A 16,487-nucleotide genomic window follows, 5' to 3' on the forward strand; every position below is an offset into this window, starting at 1 on the left:
TATCGAAAAATTCTGCCTTGCTCTCAAGCTTTTTTCCTACGCTATGTTTGATCACTTACTTACTGTGATTGGTATTAAATGTGAATGGATAAAACTGAGAAGATTAAAAAATTCAGCTACAACAATTTAAATTACAGGCTCATTTCGTCTACAACATTGTTAATGTTAGTTTCGCAAGATTATAAGCATCAACATATCCAGAGTGCTGACGACCTTCCCACTCGATATTTTTCGCTTCTTGAGCTGCACGATGACCAATGCGTTTTTCTTTCAATCTATTTTGAACACGATAAAGTGTGGCTATGTTCAAGAACTCGCTAAACGGTGGTTCGATGCCTTTCTCTATACACTCTTTGTGTAAGATAAGGTCATCACGTCCCCAAGCGGCATAGATTTTCTTTGGGCCACCGAAGTTTTTAATCATCGACTTGATGACCGATTCTAGTGGGCGACCCTGCTTTTCTATCTTGCGAGGTGTAATGCCTGTTAGCTCTGCACAAAACAGAGAGACTTCGTCTTTTTCGGGCTTAACGTAATATTGCGCGCGCTTCACGATGGTTCCAGATACAAGGTCGATCTCAGCAAGACCTACTTCAATGATCTCTCCTGTTGTTCCTACACCATCTTTGCTCCAACAGCACATTTCTAAATCGAAACATACCACTCGATTGTGATTCATACGTCGCCCAATTCTTTCATCAAAAGTTCTTTGAAATTGTACATGAGCCCAATAAAGAACTCGACCCCAGTTGCATCAAGTGCTCATTTAGCCTGCAATTGTGACTCTATTTCGGCCATTTGACTTACTTTGATAGAGCATGCTGTCCGCTTTTTGCATGATCTCTTCAGAGTCTTCACTGTTACGAATGGCTGCACCGATGCTCAGGGTACAGCTAAGTTGTCGACCTTTGTGTTCACAATGAGAGTGACTCACGGTATTTAGAATGCACTCTAAATAACGATTCAAGGCTTCATGATTCGAGATGCTAGAGATGATGCAGAACTCATCACCACCTAAACGGAACAGGTCATCCCCTTGTTTGAGGTTCACAGAAATCAACTTGATGACATGAATCAGCAAAGCATCACCTGTTGGGTGCCCAAATTCATCGTTAATGCCTTTGAACTTGTCGATATCAAACCCAATCAAACTAAAAGGTTGGTCTCGCTCAATCGCCTTATCCAGCTTCTTATTGAAAGCGCGTCGGTTATAAATTTCAGTCAGGCTATCGTGGTCGGCTAAGAAACGAAGTTCTTCAGTCCTCTTGTCCAGCATTTGATATAAACGTTCTTTCTCTCTGATTTGCATGTTAACGATGTAGGCCAACAACAACGAGATGGTTGTCCCTACCAATGCGATGCCTGTTAACACCAGATAGCCATAAAAAGAGATGCAGGAATCGATCTTGTAATCGATCTTCCAGTCGCGATTAGTCAGAGCCAAAGTCTTTGTTATCTCGTGACCAAAGACTGAATCATAACCTTCAGTCTCAAACAAGATAGGTGAATCTTCCGCTTCAAAACCAGTGTCAGTGACACGAATATAGACATTCATATCCCCTACAGCCGAAGCTAATAGATTTTCAAAGTAATAAGTTGTACGAACTACACCAATCACAACACCGAGTAAATTGTCACTTTCACCATCAAACACAGGGTGATAAACCAACATGCCACCCTTTGGTGTTTCTTGATCTAAGCCATCTTGTATTAGGCGTACCTTGTCAGAAACATTGGCTTCGCGAGTTTGTTTAATGTTGTCTATAACTAATTTAAAACGCTCTCTAGATGAATAAAAACCTAATACTTTATTATTTGCCTCTGTGTTTGGGTAAACGTCAGTTGCAATAAAGGCAGATTCGCCATCTAATACATAGCCGTACGCTTTTTCTTGGTGTTTTGGAATGGTATACAACTTAAAAAATGGGTATTTCTCTTCCATTTCTTTTGTATATGTTGTGATTTCATCAGCCGATACTTTTTGCATCCACTGCAGCGCAATTAGACTCTTTGAATGGGCGATAGTTTGCTCTGCAAAACGGTCGAAGTTATCCCAGTTATCTGGTTCATTAGAATAGAAAAAATTAGCGCCGGAGCCGATGTAAGCCACATCATTATTGACAAACGCTTCAAGACCCAGCGTTTGGTGGGTAGCAAAGCTATTTAAATTCGTTATCAATGCACGCTGCTGATTATGCGCGACAAAGACAAAACACAACACAGTGATCAAAACACCGACCGAGAATACGACCAATGGGAGTGTTTTTCTCTTCACCCCGGTGAGTGGGTCAGTGGCGTCAGGCATACAGGTTCCAAATGGAGTAAATTGAGTAGAAAGTATATAACGGACGGAAATAATGCTCCATTCATGTTTAGTCCTAAATGTCACATTAAACGGGCATTTTCTAGATTTCACTAAGTCTATGACCAATAACCAGACAAGTCTCGACTAAATTTCAAGCTAACACACCAAAAAACCACTTGTTTGAAAACATTAAATACACCTCTTAAGCCTTGAATATGCTAGTATCCACCCATATTTATAGCTTGAAAGTGACCGTTTCGGACTTGCGCCGATGAGTTTCTTTCCAACCTGTATATTCCTTTAAACCGACGAATACACCGTTAAATCAATTTTAAAGAGAAATCACTATGATCGTTGATTTGAACCTAATCCCACAGACGTTTGATATGCTTCACGCAGGCTTAACTGCATCAAGCGTTTTACTACTGTTAATTGCCGTTTCTCGTAAAACCCAAGTGGTTGAGAAAGTCGTAGAAAAACCAGTAGAGAAAATCGTTGAAGTTGAAAAGCCAGTCGAAAAAATTGTCGAAGTAGAGAAAGTTGTTGAAGTTGAAAAAGTGATCGAGAAAGTCGTTGAAGTTGAATCTAAGCTTGCAACAGCTCCGACTGACTCTGCAATGCAACTTTTGTCTATCATGCAACAAGAAGCGCGTTTAATCGATTTCTTAAAAGAAGATCTGACTTCATTCTCAGACGAAGAAGTTGGCGCAGCAGCTCGCGTTATTCACACTGGCGGTAAAAAAGTATTAGCGGACTACGTAACGCTGTCTCACATCCGCACAGAAGATGAAGAAACACGTATCACAGTTGTTGAAGGTTTCAACCCACAAGAAATCCGCCTAACAGGCAATGTAACGGGCAATGCACCGTTCAATGGCACGCTAGTTCACAAAGGCTGGAAAGCAACTGACATGAACCTGCCTAAACTTGCTGAGAACTACGATGCATCTGTGATTGCACCGGCAGAGGTGGAGCTATAATGGAACACCAAAATCAGGCGCCTAAGTTCAGTGTCGGTATCGATTTAGGAACTACACACTGTGTTTTGTCTTTCATCGACACAACAAATGAAGACGCTCGCGTTGAGGTAATGCCAATCCCTCAACTGACGGCTCCAGGTACAGTAGAAACTCGCAGCCAACTTGGCTCGTTTCTATACCAGCCGCACGAACATGAAATGAATGCGGGTTCTCGCGTTCTGCCTTGGTCTTCTGAGCCTAAAGCACTGGTTGGTGCCATTGCGCGTAACCTTGGTTCTAAAACCCCTATCCGTTTGGTCGCAAGTGCTAAATCTTGGCTATGCCACGGTGGTGTGAACCGTCGTGATGCTTTCCTTCCTGCAGGCAGCCCTGAAGAAGTTGAAAAAGTATCTCCGCTTAAGACTACTGAACTGTACCTTGAGCACCTGAAAGATGCTTGGAACCACGCTAACCCAGAACACAAACTGGCAGACCAAGATGTAACGATCACCGTTCCAGCTTCGTTTGATCCTGCGGCCCGCGACCTAACGGCTGAAGCTGCGCGTAATGTTGGTTTCACTCACCTAACGCTTCTAGAAGAGCCACAAGCGGCTCTTTATAGCTGGATTGATAACAGCAACGATACATGGCGTGATGAAGTGAACGTTGGTGACATCGTTCTAGTTGTCGATATCGGTGGTGGTACAACCGACCTTTCGTTAGTTGAAGTAACACAAGACGAAGGCAACCTAAGCCTGAACCGTATCGCTGTAGGTGAACACATCCTACTTGGCGGCGACAACATGGACTTAGCGCTCGCTTACCGTCTGAAAATGAAACTGGCTCAAGAAGGCAAAGAACTGGCTCCTTGGCAGGTTCAAGCGATGACTCACGCGTGTCGCGATGCGAAAGAAGCTCTGCTTAACGAGGCTGAGCTTCAATCTGTGCCGATCGTTGTTCCAAGCCGTGGCTCTAAGCTACTTGGCGCAACATTGAAAACAGAACTGACTCAGCAAGAAGTACAACAAACATTGGTTGAAGGCTTCTTCCCACAAGTGGCGGTAACGGATCATCCGGTACAGAAAACACGTGGTGCACTGACTCAGATGGGTCTACCTTACGCTCAAGACGCGGGGATCACTCGTCATATTGCCGCGTTCCTTTCTAAGCAAGCTAATGCGCTTTCTGGAAATGGCGAAGCCGCTCAACAAGATTTCAACCCGTTTGCAAACATGCCCGGTATGCCCTGTACAGAAGCGCCAGCAGCAGACTTCATCAAACCAACAGCGGTACTGTTCAATGGTGGTGTTCTAAAATCTAACCTACTTGCAGATCGTCTTTCAGACACGATCAATGAATGGCTAATTAATGCCGACGCTGAATTTGCTAAACAGCTTTCAGGCCTAGACCTAGACCTAGCAGTTGCAAGTGGCGCTTCTTACTACGGCGCAGTACGTCGTGGCCAAGGCGTTCGTATCCGCGGCGGTATCGCTTCTTCTTACTACGTAGGAATTGAGAGCGCGATGCCAGCAATCCCAGGTATGGCTCCTCCAATGGAAGCTTTGTGTGTTGCACCATTTGGTATGGAAGAAGGCTCAAGCGTTCAAGTGCCTAGCCAAGAGTTCGGTCTCGTGATTGGTCAGCCTGTTCACTTCCAATTCTTCGGTTCAACAACACGTCGTGAAGATGAAGCTGGTACGCACCTTGATCACTGGACTCCAGAAGATCTGGATGAGCTTCCTGAAATCCAAGTGACACTGCCTGTTTCTGAAGGTCGTCGCGAAGGTGAAGTGGTTCCGGTGACTTTGGCGTCTCGTGTTACTGAATTAGGCACGTTATACCTAGAAGCGATTGCCACTGACAATGGTCAGAAATGGCACGTTGAGTTCGATGTTCGTGAAGACTCGAATAACGACTCAAACGAACAAGCATAATGAATCAACGGCACCTTAACGGGTGCCGTTACTTTATCAATGCGATTCCCTAGCCCTGTATTAAAAGCATTCCAAAGACAATAATAAGACCAAGACTATCCATTAACTGGTCATCACTTTGGCAGAATAAGGTTTTGTATGGCATCTCCTCGTTTTTTAGTCGGCATTGACTTAGGCACAACCAATACTGTTGTCGCTTACTGTGAAATCAACGACGACCTACAACATGCTCCCGTTTCTCTTTTCGATATTGACCAACTCATCGGCCCCGGTGAAGTGGTTCGCAAGCCTCTACTACCATCATTTCGTTACCACCCCGCACAAGGTCAGATCTCCCCTTCTGACCTGACTATGCCGTGGGAACCAAGCCCAGTTGAAGGCGATATAAAAAACGTTATCGTTGGAGAATGGGCCCGTGAATTGGGTGCTAAGGTTGAAGGTCGCCAAGTGTCGAGTGCTAAAAGCTGGTTATCACACCAAGCGGTTGATCGTAACTCCGACATTCTGCCTTGGGCAGGCGCAGCGGATGTCGATAAAGTATCGCCAGTTGTCGCGAGTGCGAGCTACCTGAATCACATTCGCCAAGCATGGAACTACCGTAATCCAAGCAACAAACTCGAAGATCAAGATGTTGTAGTGACGGTTCCGGCTTCATTCGATGAGACAGCACGTAAGCTGACACTTGAAGCCGCAGAACTCGCAGGCTTAGGCAAGATTCTATTACTCGAAGAGCCTCAAGCGGTATGTTACGACTGGTACGCTCGTCATCAACAAACGGCTGCGGAAGAGCTTCAACAAATCCCGTTGATCTTAGTGTGTGATGTTGGCGGCGGTACCACTGACTTAAGCTTAATTGAAGCCAAATTCGATACGAGCAGCGATACGGGCAAGCAAGGTCACAGCGAGCTGGCACTCGACCGTATTGGCGTGGGCGAACACTTAATGCTCGGTGGTGATAACCTAGATTTAGCCCTCGCTCACCTAGCCGAGCAGCGCTTCAATCAAAATAAAAAGTTGAATGCCTCTAGCCTAACCAAACTGATTCAGCAAACACGTGCGGCAAAAGAGAGCCTGCTTTCTGCTAATGCGCCAGACGATGTGAAGATCACCATGCTGGGCAGCGGTTCAAAACTGCTTAGCGGAACGAAGAGTATTGGTTTAACCAAACAAGAAGTTCATCAGATTGCACTAGAAGGTTTCTTCCCGCTTTCAGAGTTTACGGAAGTACCCGACAAACGACGTAGCGCGGTTGTAGAGTTCGGTCTACCCTACGCAGCAGATCCTGCTGTAAGTAAGCACGTTGCCGAATTCCTAGCGACCCACCAGCAAGTATCTAAAGCCGCATTGGAAAAGTCAGACTCTGTTGAGTTTGATGATACCAAACCTGCAATTCCTGTTGGTGTGCTACTCAACGGTGGTGTGTTCAACAGTGAGCTTGTCACCGAACGTATTACTCAGTTACTTGGCAATTGGAACGGTGCACCAATCACCGTCTTAGATAACCCTCACCCTGACTGGTCTGTAGCCCTTGGTGCTGTAGCTTTTGGTAAAGCACGCCGTGGTGCACAACTGAAAATCGGTGGCGGTGCCGCTCGTTCTTACTTCTTGCATCTACAAGAGAAGAACAAGATGGGCAAAGCGCTTTGTCTGCTTGCCAAAGGTACTGAAGAAGGCCAAGAGATACGCTTAAACAGCCGTCGTTTCTCACTGACTTTGGGAGAGCCGGTACGTTTCAATCTATTGACTTCAACACACGATCAAATTGCTCATGACACCGCCATTCAAAATGGTGTGATGGTCAATGTTGACGCTGACTTGTTCTCCCCTCTTCCACCTTATATTTCAACGCTGGAAGGGTCAGGCACTGCACAGCTTCAGGCTAACCAAAAAGAGCGCGTTGAAGTACTGCTCGCTTGTCAGTTAACCGAAGTCGGCACATTGAAAATGGAGTGTGTGAGTACGGAAGATGACACCAAGCGTTGGTTGCTTGAGTTCGAAGTCAGAAATAAGCAAGGCGATGAATCCGACAACTCTAAACTTCATCCAAGATTGGATGAGTGTAAGGAGTTGATTTCTCGTCTGTACAGCGGCAACAAGAAAAGTGCTGAGTCTAAAGAGATCAAAACGCTGGCCAAAGATCTTGAGAAACGACTTGGTAAGCGTGAAGAGTGGGACTTTACCACTCTTCGTCATTTGTTTGATTCGTTCTCTTTAGGTCGTAAACGTCGTCGTCGCTCTGAAGCACACGAGAAGAACTGGCTCCGCTTGGCGGGTTACTCTTTGCGTCCCGGCTTTGGTGATCCAACCGATTCATGGCGTATTGAACAAATTTGGGGACTCTACCAACAAAACATCCAATTCCAGAACCATCAGGGTTGGACAGATTGGTGGGTATTCTGGCGCCGTGTTGCGGGTGGTTTAAATCAAGAACAGCAAGAGACCATCTTGGCTGATATCGCGAAGTACCTTCACCCAGGTGCAATGAAGAACCCTAAGACAGCGAAAGATGCGCAAGACAATGGCTATGAAGCCATGGTGAGATTGGCAGCGTCCCTTGAGCAACTCGAGGTGGAAGATAAAGTTCTATTGGCTACATGGTTCTTGAGCAAAGCAATTAACCATAATCAGTTCGAACAGGCGCACTGGTGGGCGCTAGGTCGATTAGCATCAAGAACACCTTTGTATGGTAGCCAACACAGCGTCATTCCAAGAGAGCAAGCAGAACAGTGGTTACCAAAGCTGCTTGACCAGAATTGGCAGAAAGAGCAGATGATTGCCTTCGCGGCTGTGATGATTTGTCGTAAGACGGGTGACCGACAGTTCGATATCTCTGAAGACTACCGTGCTCAGGTTCTTGAAAAATTAAAGCAAAGCAAGGTGCCAGAGTCTTGGTTAACACTAGTAAGTGAAGTTACTGAGCTTTCTGAGAGCGAGTCTAAGCGCGTGTTTGGTGATGCATTACCAAGCGGCTTGAGCCTAATTAATAGCTAGCTTTAAAAACGATTAGCTTTAGTTGTTAATGAGTAAAGAAGCTAACGAGAAAAGAAAAAGCCACTTTCGGTTCGTTGAAAGTGGCTTTTTTATGGGTGGCTTAAGGCTGGTATGTTTAATCGACTTATCGCTTTTTGGTTAAGAGCCTTAGCCGTGTTGCAGTTCATCATTGTTAATGTTTCGTTCCAGTTGGATTGATAGGAAAATCCGTATTTTCATAAATATCAGATAACTTTTTCGGTTTTTTCTCTTTAGCTCCTTTGTTCGATTGATTATGAGTTTCGCTTAAAAGCCATTCCTCATGCATTTTTGCTGAATCCAAAAACTCTGGATCTTCCATTGCTTCCTTGCGAAGTTTATTTACACGTTCGAGAGTATCCCAAATCATAATACTTCACCTCCACTAAGGCAGTAATATTAAGATAGCTCAAACACACAAAACTTCAACTAACCCAATGAGATAGCGATCTCAATTTCGTAATTTGCCCACTTTAAAAAGTGGAACCGCTCATGTTTAATTGAGCTCAGACAGTGGGTATTCCCCATGACCTTCAGGTATAAAAAAAGCGAACTTAATGCTCGCTTCTTGTCTGTTGTTCGAATCGCCAACGCTCGCACGATTAAATCAGATCAACTTAAGCACGGTTACCAATTTTAACCGTACCATTTGTAGCAAACCAAAGTGCTTCTGAACGACGGCGACCTAGTAAGATAGGGCCATCATCGTAGAACAAAAAGTTCTTCCAATGCTTCTTGAAAACCGACCATTTGGTTTCAAGTATATTGTATTTTTCATAGCAAAAATAAACAGTTACGTCATCTTGCCAATCAATAAAGTTAAGGATTTCTTCTGGCATTTCAGGCTCATCGGCTTCCCAATTTGCCATCCAGCTGATCTCTTCGTTCCAGTTAGATGCCTTGCTCGGCCAGTCTTGCGAACTTAGTCTTTCTGCATCCGGGCTTTGAGGGCTTACGTTCTCTTTCCAAAACTGAGATGCTCTCGCCTGTGTCATTGGCTTTATCTTTTCCAAGTCCTCTGCTGGAAGCGGCATTGATTGGTGAGTGAAAATCCATTTTCTTTGGTATTCGTCCAAAGTTGTATATGACATCAAAATTCCTCAAATATCTTCTCAGGCTTATGGGCTTACCATGCCTATATGTTCTTTCGATCTAGCGATGACTTCATTTTATTTATGTTCTCCGCTGTATCTAAATTCAATGTTTTACACTCACACGGAGCGTTTATCTTGCCAGTTTGGGTTTACCAGTGCCGTCAACACGTGATCTTCCCATTTACCGTTAATCTGTAGGTAATCTTTGGCAAAGCCTTCTCGAACAAAACCAAGATGCTCTAGTACACCCGCACTACGTTCGTTGTGAGGCATGTAGCCCGCCATTAAGCGATGCATGTTCTGCACATCAAACATGTAGTCTTTCGCCATGCTCAGGCCTCTGCGCATGTAACCGTGACCCTGTGCATTTTGCGCCAATGAGTAACCCACATTACAAGCGTAAAACGGGAAACGAGATAAATTACTGAACGATATGGTACCTAACATTTCATTAGAATCTGCATTAATCAACAAGCAGTAATAGCCTAGCCCCAATTTATGGAGTTCGTTTAACTTAATCAGCCGCTGAGTCCAATTCGCTCTGTCAAAGAACGCATCCTCTCGGGTCGGTTCCCAAGGCTTAAGGTACTCTCTGTTCACCTGAAAGTACTCACTGATCATGCTCGCATCATAGATCTCAGCCGTTCGTAAAATTAGGTTGCCATCACGTTTATCAATACGTTGCTGCGTACTCGAATCTTCCATAGTCTTGTTCTTATTCTTTTGTCTCTTTTCCGTTACCGCCTCACTCGTACCGAATTTAGCAGTCTAATATCATCAGCTCTTTCTGATACCGTAATCACGAAGCTTATTCGCAATTGAGGTGTGAGATACATTCAAACGTTTAGCAAGCTTACGGCTTGATGGGAATGACTGATAAAGCTTCTCTAAAATCTGAGATTCATAGTCTTTCATGATCTCGTCTAACGAGCCGTCTAAGCTTAAATTCGCCATTCCAGCAGTCATAGTGTCAAGCTGTGGCAGGTGGAATTGCTCAACCGTTAACGTATCTGAATCCAACTCTGTTAGTGCACGTAGAACCATGTTGTCTAACTGACGAATATTGCCCGGCCATTGGTAGTTACCTAATTGGTCGATTAGTTCTTGAGTCAACTTTGGTTTCAACATACCTAACTGCTGTGCGTACTTTGCAACGAATAGCTCCAGTAATGGCGCAACATCGTTTGAACGTTCACGCAAAGCAGGAATCGATAAAGTCAGTACGTTCAAGCGGTAGAACAGATCTTCACGAAACGAGCCCGAGTCGGCTAATTCAGAAAGGCGATGGCGCGTTGATGCGATAATACGAACATCCGCGTGCATCTCTTCTTCTTCACCAACACGACGGAATGAACCATCTTGTAGGAAACGCAGCAGTTTGATTTGTAGATGCGGGCTCATTTCGCCGATTTCATCTAAGAATACAGTACCGCCATTCGCTTGTTCAAAGATGCCTTTATGACCTTGCTCATGGTTGAATGAGCCCGGTGCATGTCCAAACAATTCCGTTTCTGCTACGTCATCAGGCATTGATGCACAGCTTAGAATCAAAAATGGAAAAGAAGATCGATTTGAACGGTTATGACACGATTTCGCCAGCATCTCTTTACCCGTACCTGTGTCCCCTTCAATAAGCAGAGGTTGATCTAGCATAGCCAGTTTCTTAGCTTGACTGATCAAGGCTTTATGGCGATTAGAGACACCAACAAAGTGTTCAAAACCTAGGTTATTCTGTTCAGGGATGGCGTCTGGCGCGTTCATTTCTTGGTTACAAGAACGAATCGTCATTACTGCACTGGCCAGTACTGCTTCGTTCACATCACCACCAAGATAAATAGGCAGAATTTCAATAGAGAAATCTAGGCCATCTAGCACCACGACTTCACGATGACGCGTTACATCGCCTTCAATCCAACGAGCGAAGTTAAAGCTAGGAACGAACGTCGCGAGTGACTCACCGATCACTTCGTCTTCTTGTTTGTTGAAGAGATTCAATGCAGCGTGGTTTGCCATGTCGACTGAGCCTTTAAGGTCAATCGCAATCACAGGATCAGGTAGGTTTGCCAGCAGGGCAATCAGTTCTGTGTTATGCCTTTCGCTTGGCATAAACTGGATTTTACGTACATCCTTCACACCTGAAATTCGGCGAATTTCAGCCATAAGTTCACTAAAAGCATCAAAATTAATATCCGGGCAGTTTAGGTAAATAATACCTTTAACATCAATTTCGATTCCTCGTAAATCAATGCTTTTTGAGGCCAAGATATCGAGCAACTCACGCGTTAAGCCGAGTCTGTCTTCACACAATACTTCAAGACGCACAAATAGTCCTATTATAGGTGTCAGGATAAGTTGACAGTAGTGTGAATTAAGCTCTAAGTTCAGTCAAGAAGAAGAGTAAACATATGTTTACTCTTCGCTCGCAAATCACTCAACTTCCTTGTGTATATAGACTTTATAGGAAGGTAATTCGCTTTATTTCCTACATTTCAATTTTAAGCACTTCGCTTTACTTTAAGGTAATGCGCTTTATTTCAGAAAGGACGGCTTTGCGAAGGTCGGATAGTTTTACTTTTCGCTCATTATGCCAAGGCATAGGACGCAGCAATGTCATTGCTTTTAAGCCCAGTCTCGCCGTGAGGATGCCGACACCGAGCCCCTGCCCTGCTCGAGCTGAGACTTTACCTGCAAGATCCATCGAGACTAAGTCCATACTTGCATCAATCGCCAGCTCACTTGCACCGGCCGCTGCCATGTTGATTAACACCAACTTGAACAACTTAATGCGAGACCAATAGCCAAGCCCAATACCATAGACGTCGGCAAGCCTGTCTATCATAGTGAAATTACGCCACGCCACCAGCAACATATCGGCTGCCGCCAATGGGCTCACAGCAACCAAAGCCGCGGATTCGGTAGAGAACTTAGTGACGATCTGAGTAGCGATCTTATCTTGCTGACTCACGACTAACGCATCGTACATATCCAACACTTCAGCATCGCTGTGCGCAGGATTAATGCTGTTTCGCCACTTATCATAAGCGGGTGATTCAGCGATAATACCGCCCTGCTTGGCAATGTTTTCACAGAACGCTTTGCCTTTACCAACACTCTGGCTTTGTAACAGCTCTTCACTCTGCTCTTGCACACTGAAATGATCTTTCAGCGAACGCAGCTTCCACAACTCTTTGCCTATTGCGCCTAAACCTAATGAAGCAATGGCAGCGATAAAACCAGCCCAGCCTAAAGCTAGCCAGTCAGCGGTTTGAATAGCAGTAATGACAGAGTCAATCGCCTGCCAGCCCACCAGACCTGAGAAAGTGACAAGTAAGCCCGTCCCAAACCACTTCTTCTTTTTACTCGGTCGAATCACTTGTTCCAGTTGTTGCTCAGCGTCACCATCAAGGTCGGTTTCCACTTGTGGAGCGACGGGCACAAACTTCTCTTGTTCCGTGAATAACTTTTGAGCACCCAAATCTGGGGTAACTTCATTCTTATCCGGCTCATCGAACGAGGTCTTCAACGGTTCATCAAAGACCTGTTTCGTTTTTAATTCACTCATTTCAATTGCCTCAATTACTTCAACTTGTCGCCAATTAGATACTCTAAAACCTTGTCGATCCTTAGATGCTGACAAGGCTCGTCAGAGTGCTGCTCCATCGGCCTAAAGCTCGTAAAATCAAACTGGTTGGTTTCCCAATACTGTTTGTTTGGCAGTTTACGCGGCACTTCTCCCGGATACATGGTTTGAGGAACATTATCTAAAGTCACACCTTGCAACGCCGGAACATTGTCTGAACCTGACGAGATATAACCCGCGCTGGTCGCTTGAATAGACGCAATGCTCATGCAACTCATGTCGATATGTTCAAACGCCGCCTGTTGCCAAGCAGGGTGTACCATCTGCTGTAACAGTGATACCAAGTTCGGATGTTGATCCGGTGTCACATGGTCAGCTTTGGTGGCTGCAAACAAAATCTTGTCGATCTTCGGTGCAAACAAGCGTCTTAGCATATTGCTTCGCCCGTACTTAAAGCTCTTCAATAACTGTTCTAACGCACCACGCATGTCCATGAAAGAGTCATAGCCTGCGTTAAGTGGTTGTAAGCAATCCACCAGCACGATTTGTCTATCGAATGTCGCGAAGTGATTCTTATAGAAAGCCTTTACGACCTTCTGTTGGTACTCTTCATAACGAGCTTTTAAAACCGCATAGTTGCTGGTTTTTGAGAACTTACCCTCGGGAGCAGCGCACGGAAAAAATTGCAGCACAGGCGCGCCTTCAAGCTCACCCGGCAATACGAATCGACCCGGTTGTACCCAGTGCAGTCCGTTACTTTTACAAGTATGAAGGTACTGGGTATAGCTATCGGCAATCGCGACTAGTTTCTTTTCGTCGGCTTCGGCTAGCAAGTCAATGTCACCACGTATTGTGTTCCACTGTTGCGAGTAGGTTTCTCTATCTCCTTTCAACGCGACAAATTGAGATTGACTCCAAGTATCAAAGTCCATGTCCAACAAAGGTAAATCAAGCAGCCATTCGCCCGGATAATCAACAATATCGAGATAAAGGGTGCTGTTTTTGCTCAGCAGCTTCTTTGCGCCTTTAGCTGGCTTATATTTAATTGCTAGACGAATCTCACTAACATCTCGCGTTGGCACTGGCCATTCTGGTGGTTGTGCATTCAACGACTCCATCGCTTCATCATAAGAGAAGCGTGGAATCATCATGTTGTGTTGCGGGATGCGCTTTGCGCCAATAATTCTTCCATCTCTCGCTGATGCAAGCAGTGGCAGTTTTTTGTGGGTAGACGTATGAAGAAGCTGATTAACCAGCGAAGTAATGAATGCTGTCTTGCCCGCACGAGAAAGCCCCGTGACCGCGACTCGAATGTGAGAATCCGTTCCTCTGCTTATAAAGTCACTCATTTCTTGAGTTAGGTGTTTCATTTGAACGACTCCGTGATAGTTAGGCTAGCTGATTATGATAATAGAGAGGCAAGCCTATGTTCTTTCCCTGTTGGGATAGTATGTATGCTTTTGCTTGTTCTTTTACTAATAGTGGTGAGTATGCAATACCCATTCTTAATGCTAGATGAATAAAAGCCCCTGACTACATTCATAATCAGGGGCTTTAGAATTTTTCTGCAATATCCGACTCTTAATCGTCTTCAATTAGCTTGTAGATAACAAACAGTGCAATCTCTGCAATTAGCCAAAGTGCACAAGTAATCGTTACGTATTTATTATCAAAGATGCTGATCCCTTTCAAGATCAGGTCGTAGCCAACAAAAGCACCCACCACCACTGCTAAGATAATCTGTAGGATCTGAATAAAACGAGGCATTCCTCTCTCCTATATTCTTATATCAAACTAAGTGTTTATCACTATATCATTGATAATATGACAAAAGTGCAGATAATGCTGCACTTTTGCCTTTAACTTCCTATGAAAAGTCGTGATTCAAACGCTGATGCCAATTCTTATTTGGCTTTTTCAGCTTCAGCAATTTTCACTTTCCACGTGTCAGGGCCGATCTGGTGCGCGTTCACGCCGTTAGAGTCAACCGCAACCGTTACAGGCATATCTTCAACTTCAAACTCGTAAATCGCTTCCATACCGAGATCTTCAAACGCAACCACACGTGCTTTTTTAATGGCTTTCGCAACTAAATAAGCTGCACCACCAACCGCCATCAGGTAAACCGATTTATGTTGTTTGATTGACTCAACCGTTGCAGGGCCGCGCTCTGCTTTACCAATCATGCCCATAATGCCGGTTTCTTCTAGCATCATGTCGGTGAACTTATCCATACGAGTAGACGTTGTCGGGCCAGCAGGACCTACCGCTTCATCGCCTACTGCATCAACAGGGCCTACGTAGTAAATGAACTTACCTTTCAGGTCGACGCCTTCTGGTAAACCTTCACCACTTTCAAGCATGCCTTGAATACGCTTATGCGCTGCATCACGACCGGTTAAGATCTTGCCTGATAGAAGAACCGTTTCGCCAGTCTTCCACTCTTGAACGTCTTCTTTAGTAATTTCATCAAGGTTAACACGGCGTGTATTTGCGCCTGCTTCCCAAGTAATATCTGGCCACTCTTCTAACTTAGGTGGTGTTAGCTCTGCAGGGCCGCTGCCGTCTAGTGTGAAATGAACGTGACGCGTTGCCGCACAGTTCGGGATCAAGCAAACAGGTTTAGACGCTGCGTGCGTTGGTGCTGTTTTGATTTTCACGTCAACCACAGTCGTTAGACCGCCAAGACCTTGTGCGCCAATGCCCAGTTTGTTTACGCGGTTGAAGATGTCTAAACGAAGCTCTTCTTCAGCGTTCTCTGGACCTTTGTCGATAAGCTCTTGAATATCGATGTGTTCCATCAGAGATTCTTTTGCTAGTACCGCTGCTTTCTCAGCCGTACCACCAATGCCTATGCCTAGCATGCCTGGTGGACACCAGCCCGCACCCATGGTTGGTAAGGTCTTCTCTACCCATTCTGCAATATCATCAGAAGGGTTCAGCATAACCATCTTAGTTTTGTTCTCAGAACCGCCGCCTTTTGCTGCGATTTGAATTTCAACTTTGTTGCCAGGAACCATATTAATGTGAACAACCGCTGGTGTGTTGTCTTTAGTATTAATACGCTTACCTGCAGGGTCCATTAGGACAGATGCACGCAATGGGTTATCTGGGTTGTTGTAAGCTTGGCGAACACCTTCATCAACCATCTGTTGTACTGTTTGATCCGTTTCCCACCTAACATCCATACCGATGTTCACGAAACAAGTAACAATACCTGTATCCTGACAAATTGGACGATGGCCTTCCGCAGACATACGCGAGTTAATAAGAATCTGAGCGATCGCATCTTTTGCTGCTTGGCTCTCTTCTTTCTCATACGCTTTTTCTAGGGCTTGGACAAAGTCTAAAGGGTGATAATAAGAAATGTACTGAAGTGCGTCAGCGACACTGCTGATCACATCTTGCTTACGAATAACCGTCATTGCATGCCTCTTTATTGTTCTGGTTCCATGTGGGTTCATCGTTTGGCTATGTGTGCCGAATCGGATTAGATGGTTTAGCTTTTTATTGTGTTGAGCTGTATTTAGTTGCTTTAGCAATCGCTTGCATAGCTGTAAACTAAACCACTTGGATTACTCCGTTCTAATCAAGAACCCATTTTAT

13 protein-coding genes are annotated in these 16,487 nt (G+C 44.8%); 3 read left to right on the top strand and 10 right to left on the bottom strand.

What is annotated here, in order from left to right; all coding sequences use genetic code 11:
- Positions 1-148 precede the first annotated feature (148 nt).
- Entirely contained in the window at positions 149-679 is a 531-nt protein-coding gene (locus AB4407_RS04925) for a 3'-5' exonuclease (RefSeq protein ID WP_017109700.1), read from the bottom strand.
- 87 nt (positions 680-766) lie between these two features.
- Positions 767-2,305, bottom strand: coding sequence for a diguanylate cyclase domain-containing protein (locus AB4407_RS04930; protein WP_372119222.1), 1,539 nt, complete (start codon positions 2,303-2,305; stop codon positions 767-769).
- A gap of 347 nt (positions 2,306-2,652) precedes the next feature.
- On the opposite strand from AB4407_RS04930, the gene AB4407_RS04935 reads away from it, so the two are divergent.
- The 3 genes from AB4407_RS04935 (at position 2,653) to AB4407_RS04945 (ending at position 8,189) form a co-directional block, all read left to right on the top strand.
- Positions 2,653-3,285 carry a DUF2760 domain-containing protein gene (locus tag AB4407_RS04935; protein WP_372119225.1) on the top strand — a complete coding sequence of 211 codons (633 nt, stop codon included), beginning with the start codon at positions 2,653-2,655 and terminating at the stop codon, positions 3,283-3,285.
- Complete coding sequence (locus tag AB4407_RS04940) at positions 3,285-5,198, top strand: Hsp70 family protein (RefSeq protein ID WP_372119228.1); 1,914 nt, start codon at positions 3,285-3,287, stop codon at positions 5,196-5,198. The genes AB4407_RS04935 and AB4407_RS04940 overlap by 1 nt, the downstream gene beginning before the upstream one ends.
- Before the next feature lie 138 nt (positions 5,199-5,336).
- Complete coding sequence (locus AB4407_RS04945) at positions 5,337-8,189, top strand: Hsp70 family protein (protein ID WP_372119231.1); 2,853 nt, start codon at positions 5,337-5,339, stop codon at positions 8,187-8,189.
- A gap of 172 nt (positions 8,190-8,361) precedes the next feature.
- On the opposite strand, the gene AB4407_RS04950 is transcribed toward AB4407_RS04945, so the two are convergent.
- The 8 genes from AB4407_RS04950 to AB4407_RS04985 form a co-directional block, all read right to left on the bottom strand.
- Positions 8,362-8,577, bottom strand: coding sequence for a hypothetical protein (locus AB4407_RS04950; protein ID WP_012604204.1), 216 nt, complete (start codon positions 8,575-8,577; stop codon positions 8,362-8,364).
- Positions 8,578-8,824: 247 nt separating this feature from the next.
- Positions 8,825-9,298, bottom strand: coding sequence for a DUF2947 domain-containing protein (locus tag AB4407_RS04955; protein ID WP_029223379.1), 474 nt, complete (start codon positions 9,296-9,298; stop codon positions 8,825-8,827).
- A gap of 120 nt (positions 9,299-9,418) precedes the next feature.
- The gene (gene rimJ, locus AB4407_RS04960; RefSeq protein WP_372119234.1) at positions 9,419-10,006 is read right to left on the bottom strand and encodes a ribosomal protein S5-alanine N-acetyltransferase; all 588 of its coding nucleotides are present in this window, start codon (positions 10,004-10,006) and stop codon (positions 9,419-9,421) included.
- Positions 10,007-10,078: 72 nt separating this feature from the next.
- Positions 10,079-11,623, bottom strand: a complete 1,545-nt coding sequence (tyrR, locus tag AB4407_RS04965; RefSeq protein ID WP_372119236.1) for a transcriptional regulator TyrR — start codon at positions 11,621-11,623, stop codon at positions 10,079-10,081.
- Between the two features lie 187 nt (positions 11,624-11,810).
- Entirely contained in the window at positions 11,811-12,863 is a 1,053-nt protein-coding gene (locus AB4407_RS04970; RefSeq protein WP_372119239.1) for a YcjF family protein, read from the bottom strand.
- 14 nt (positions 12,864-12,877) lie between these two features.
- A complete protein-coding gene (locus AB4407_RS04975; protein WP_372119242.1) occupies positions 12,878-14,251 on the bottom strand; it encodes a YcjX family protein in 1,374 nt (457 codons plus the stop codon).
- 211 nt (positions 14,252-14,462) lie between these two features.
- Positions 14,463-14,648: a hypothetical protein gene (locus AB4407_RS04980; protein ID WP_372119244.1), complete on the bottom strand. Its 186-nt coding sequence runs from the start codon at positions 14,646-14,648 to the stop codon at positions 14,463-14,465.
- A gap of 137 nt (positions 14,649-14,785) precedes the next feature.
- On the bottom strand, positions 14,786-16,306 hold the full coding sequence (locus tag AB4407_RS04985) for a fumarate hydratase (protein ID WP_123287010.1): 1,521 nt from the start codon (positions 16,304-16,306) through the stop codon (positions 14,786-14,788).
- Between the last annotated feature and the right edge of the window lie 181 nt (positions 16,307-16,487).

Origin of the sequence: Vibrio sp. 10N.261.46.E11 (genome assembly GCF_041472735.1) — a bacterium.
In the GTDB taxonomy this organism is placed as follows: domain Bacteria; phylum Pseudomonadota; class Gammaproteobacteria; order Enterobacterales; family Vibrionaceae; genus Vibrio.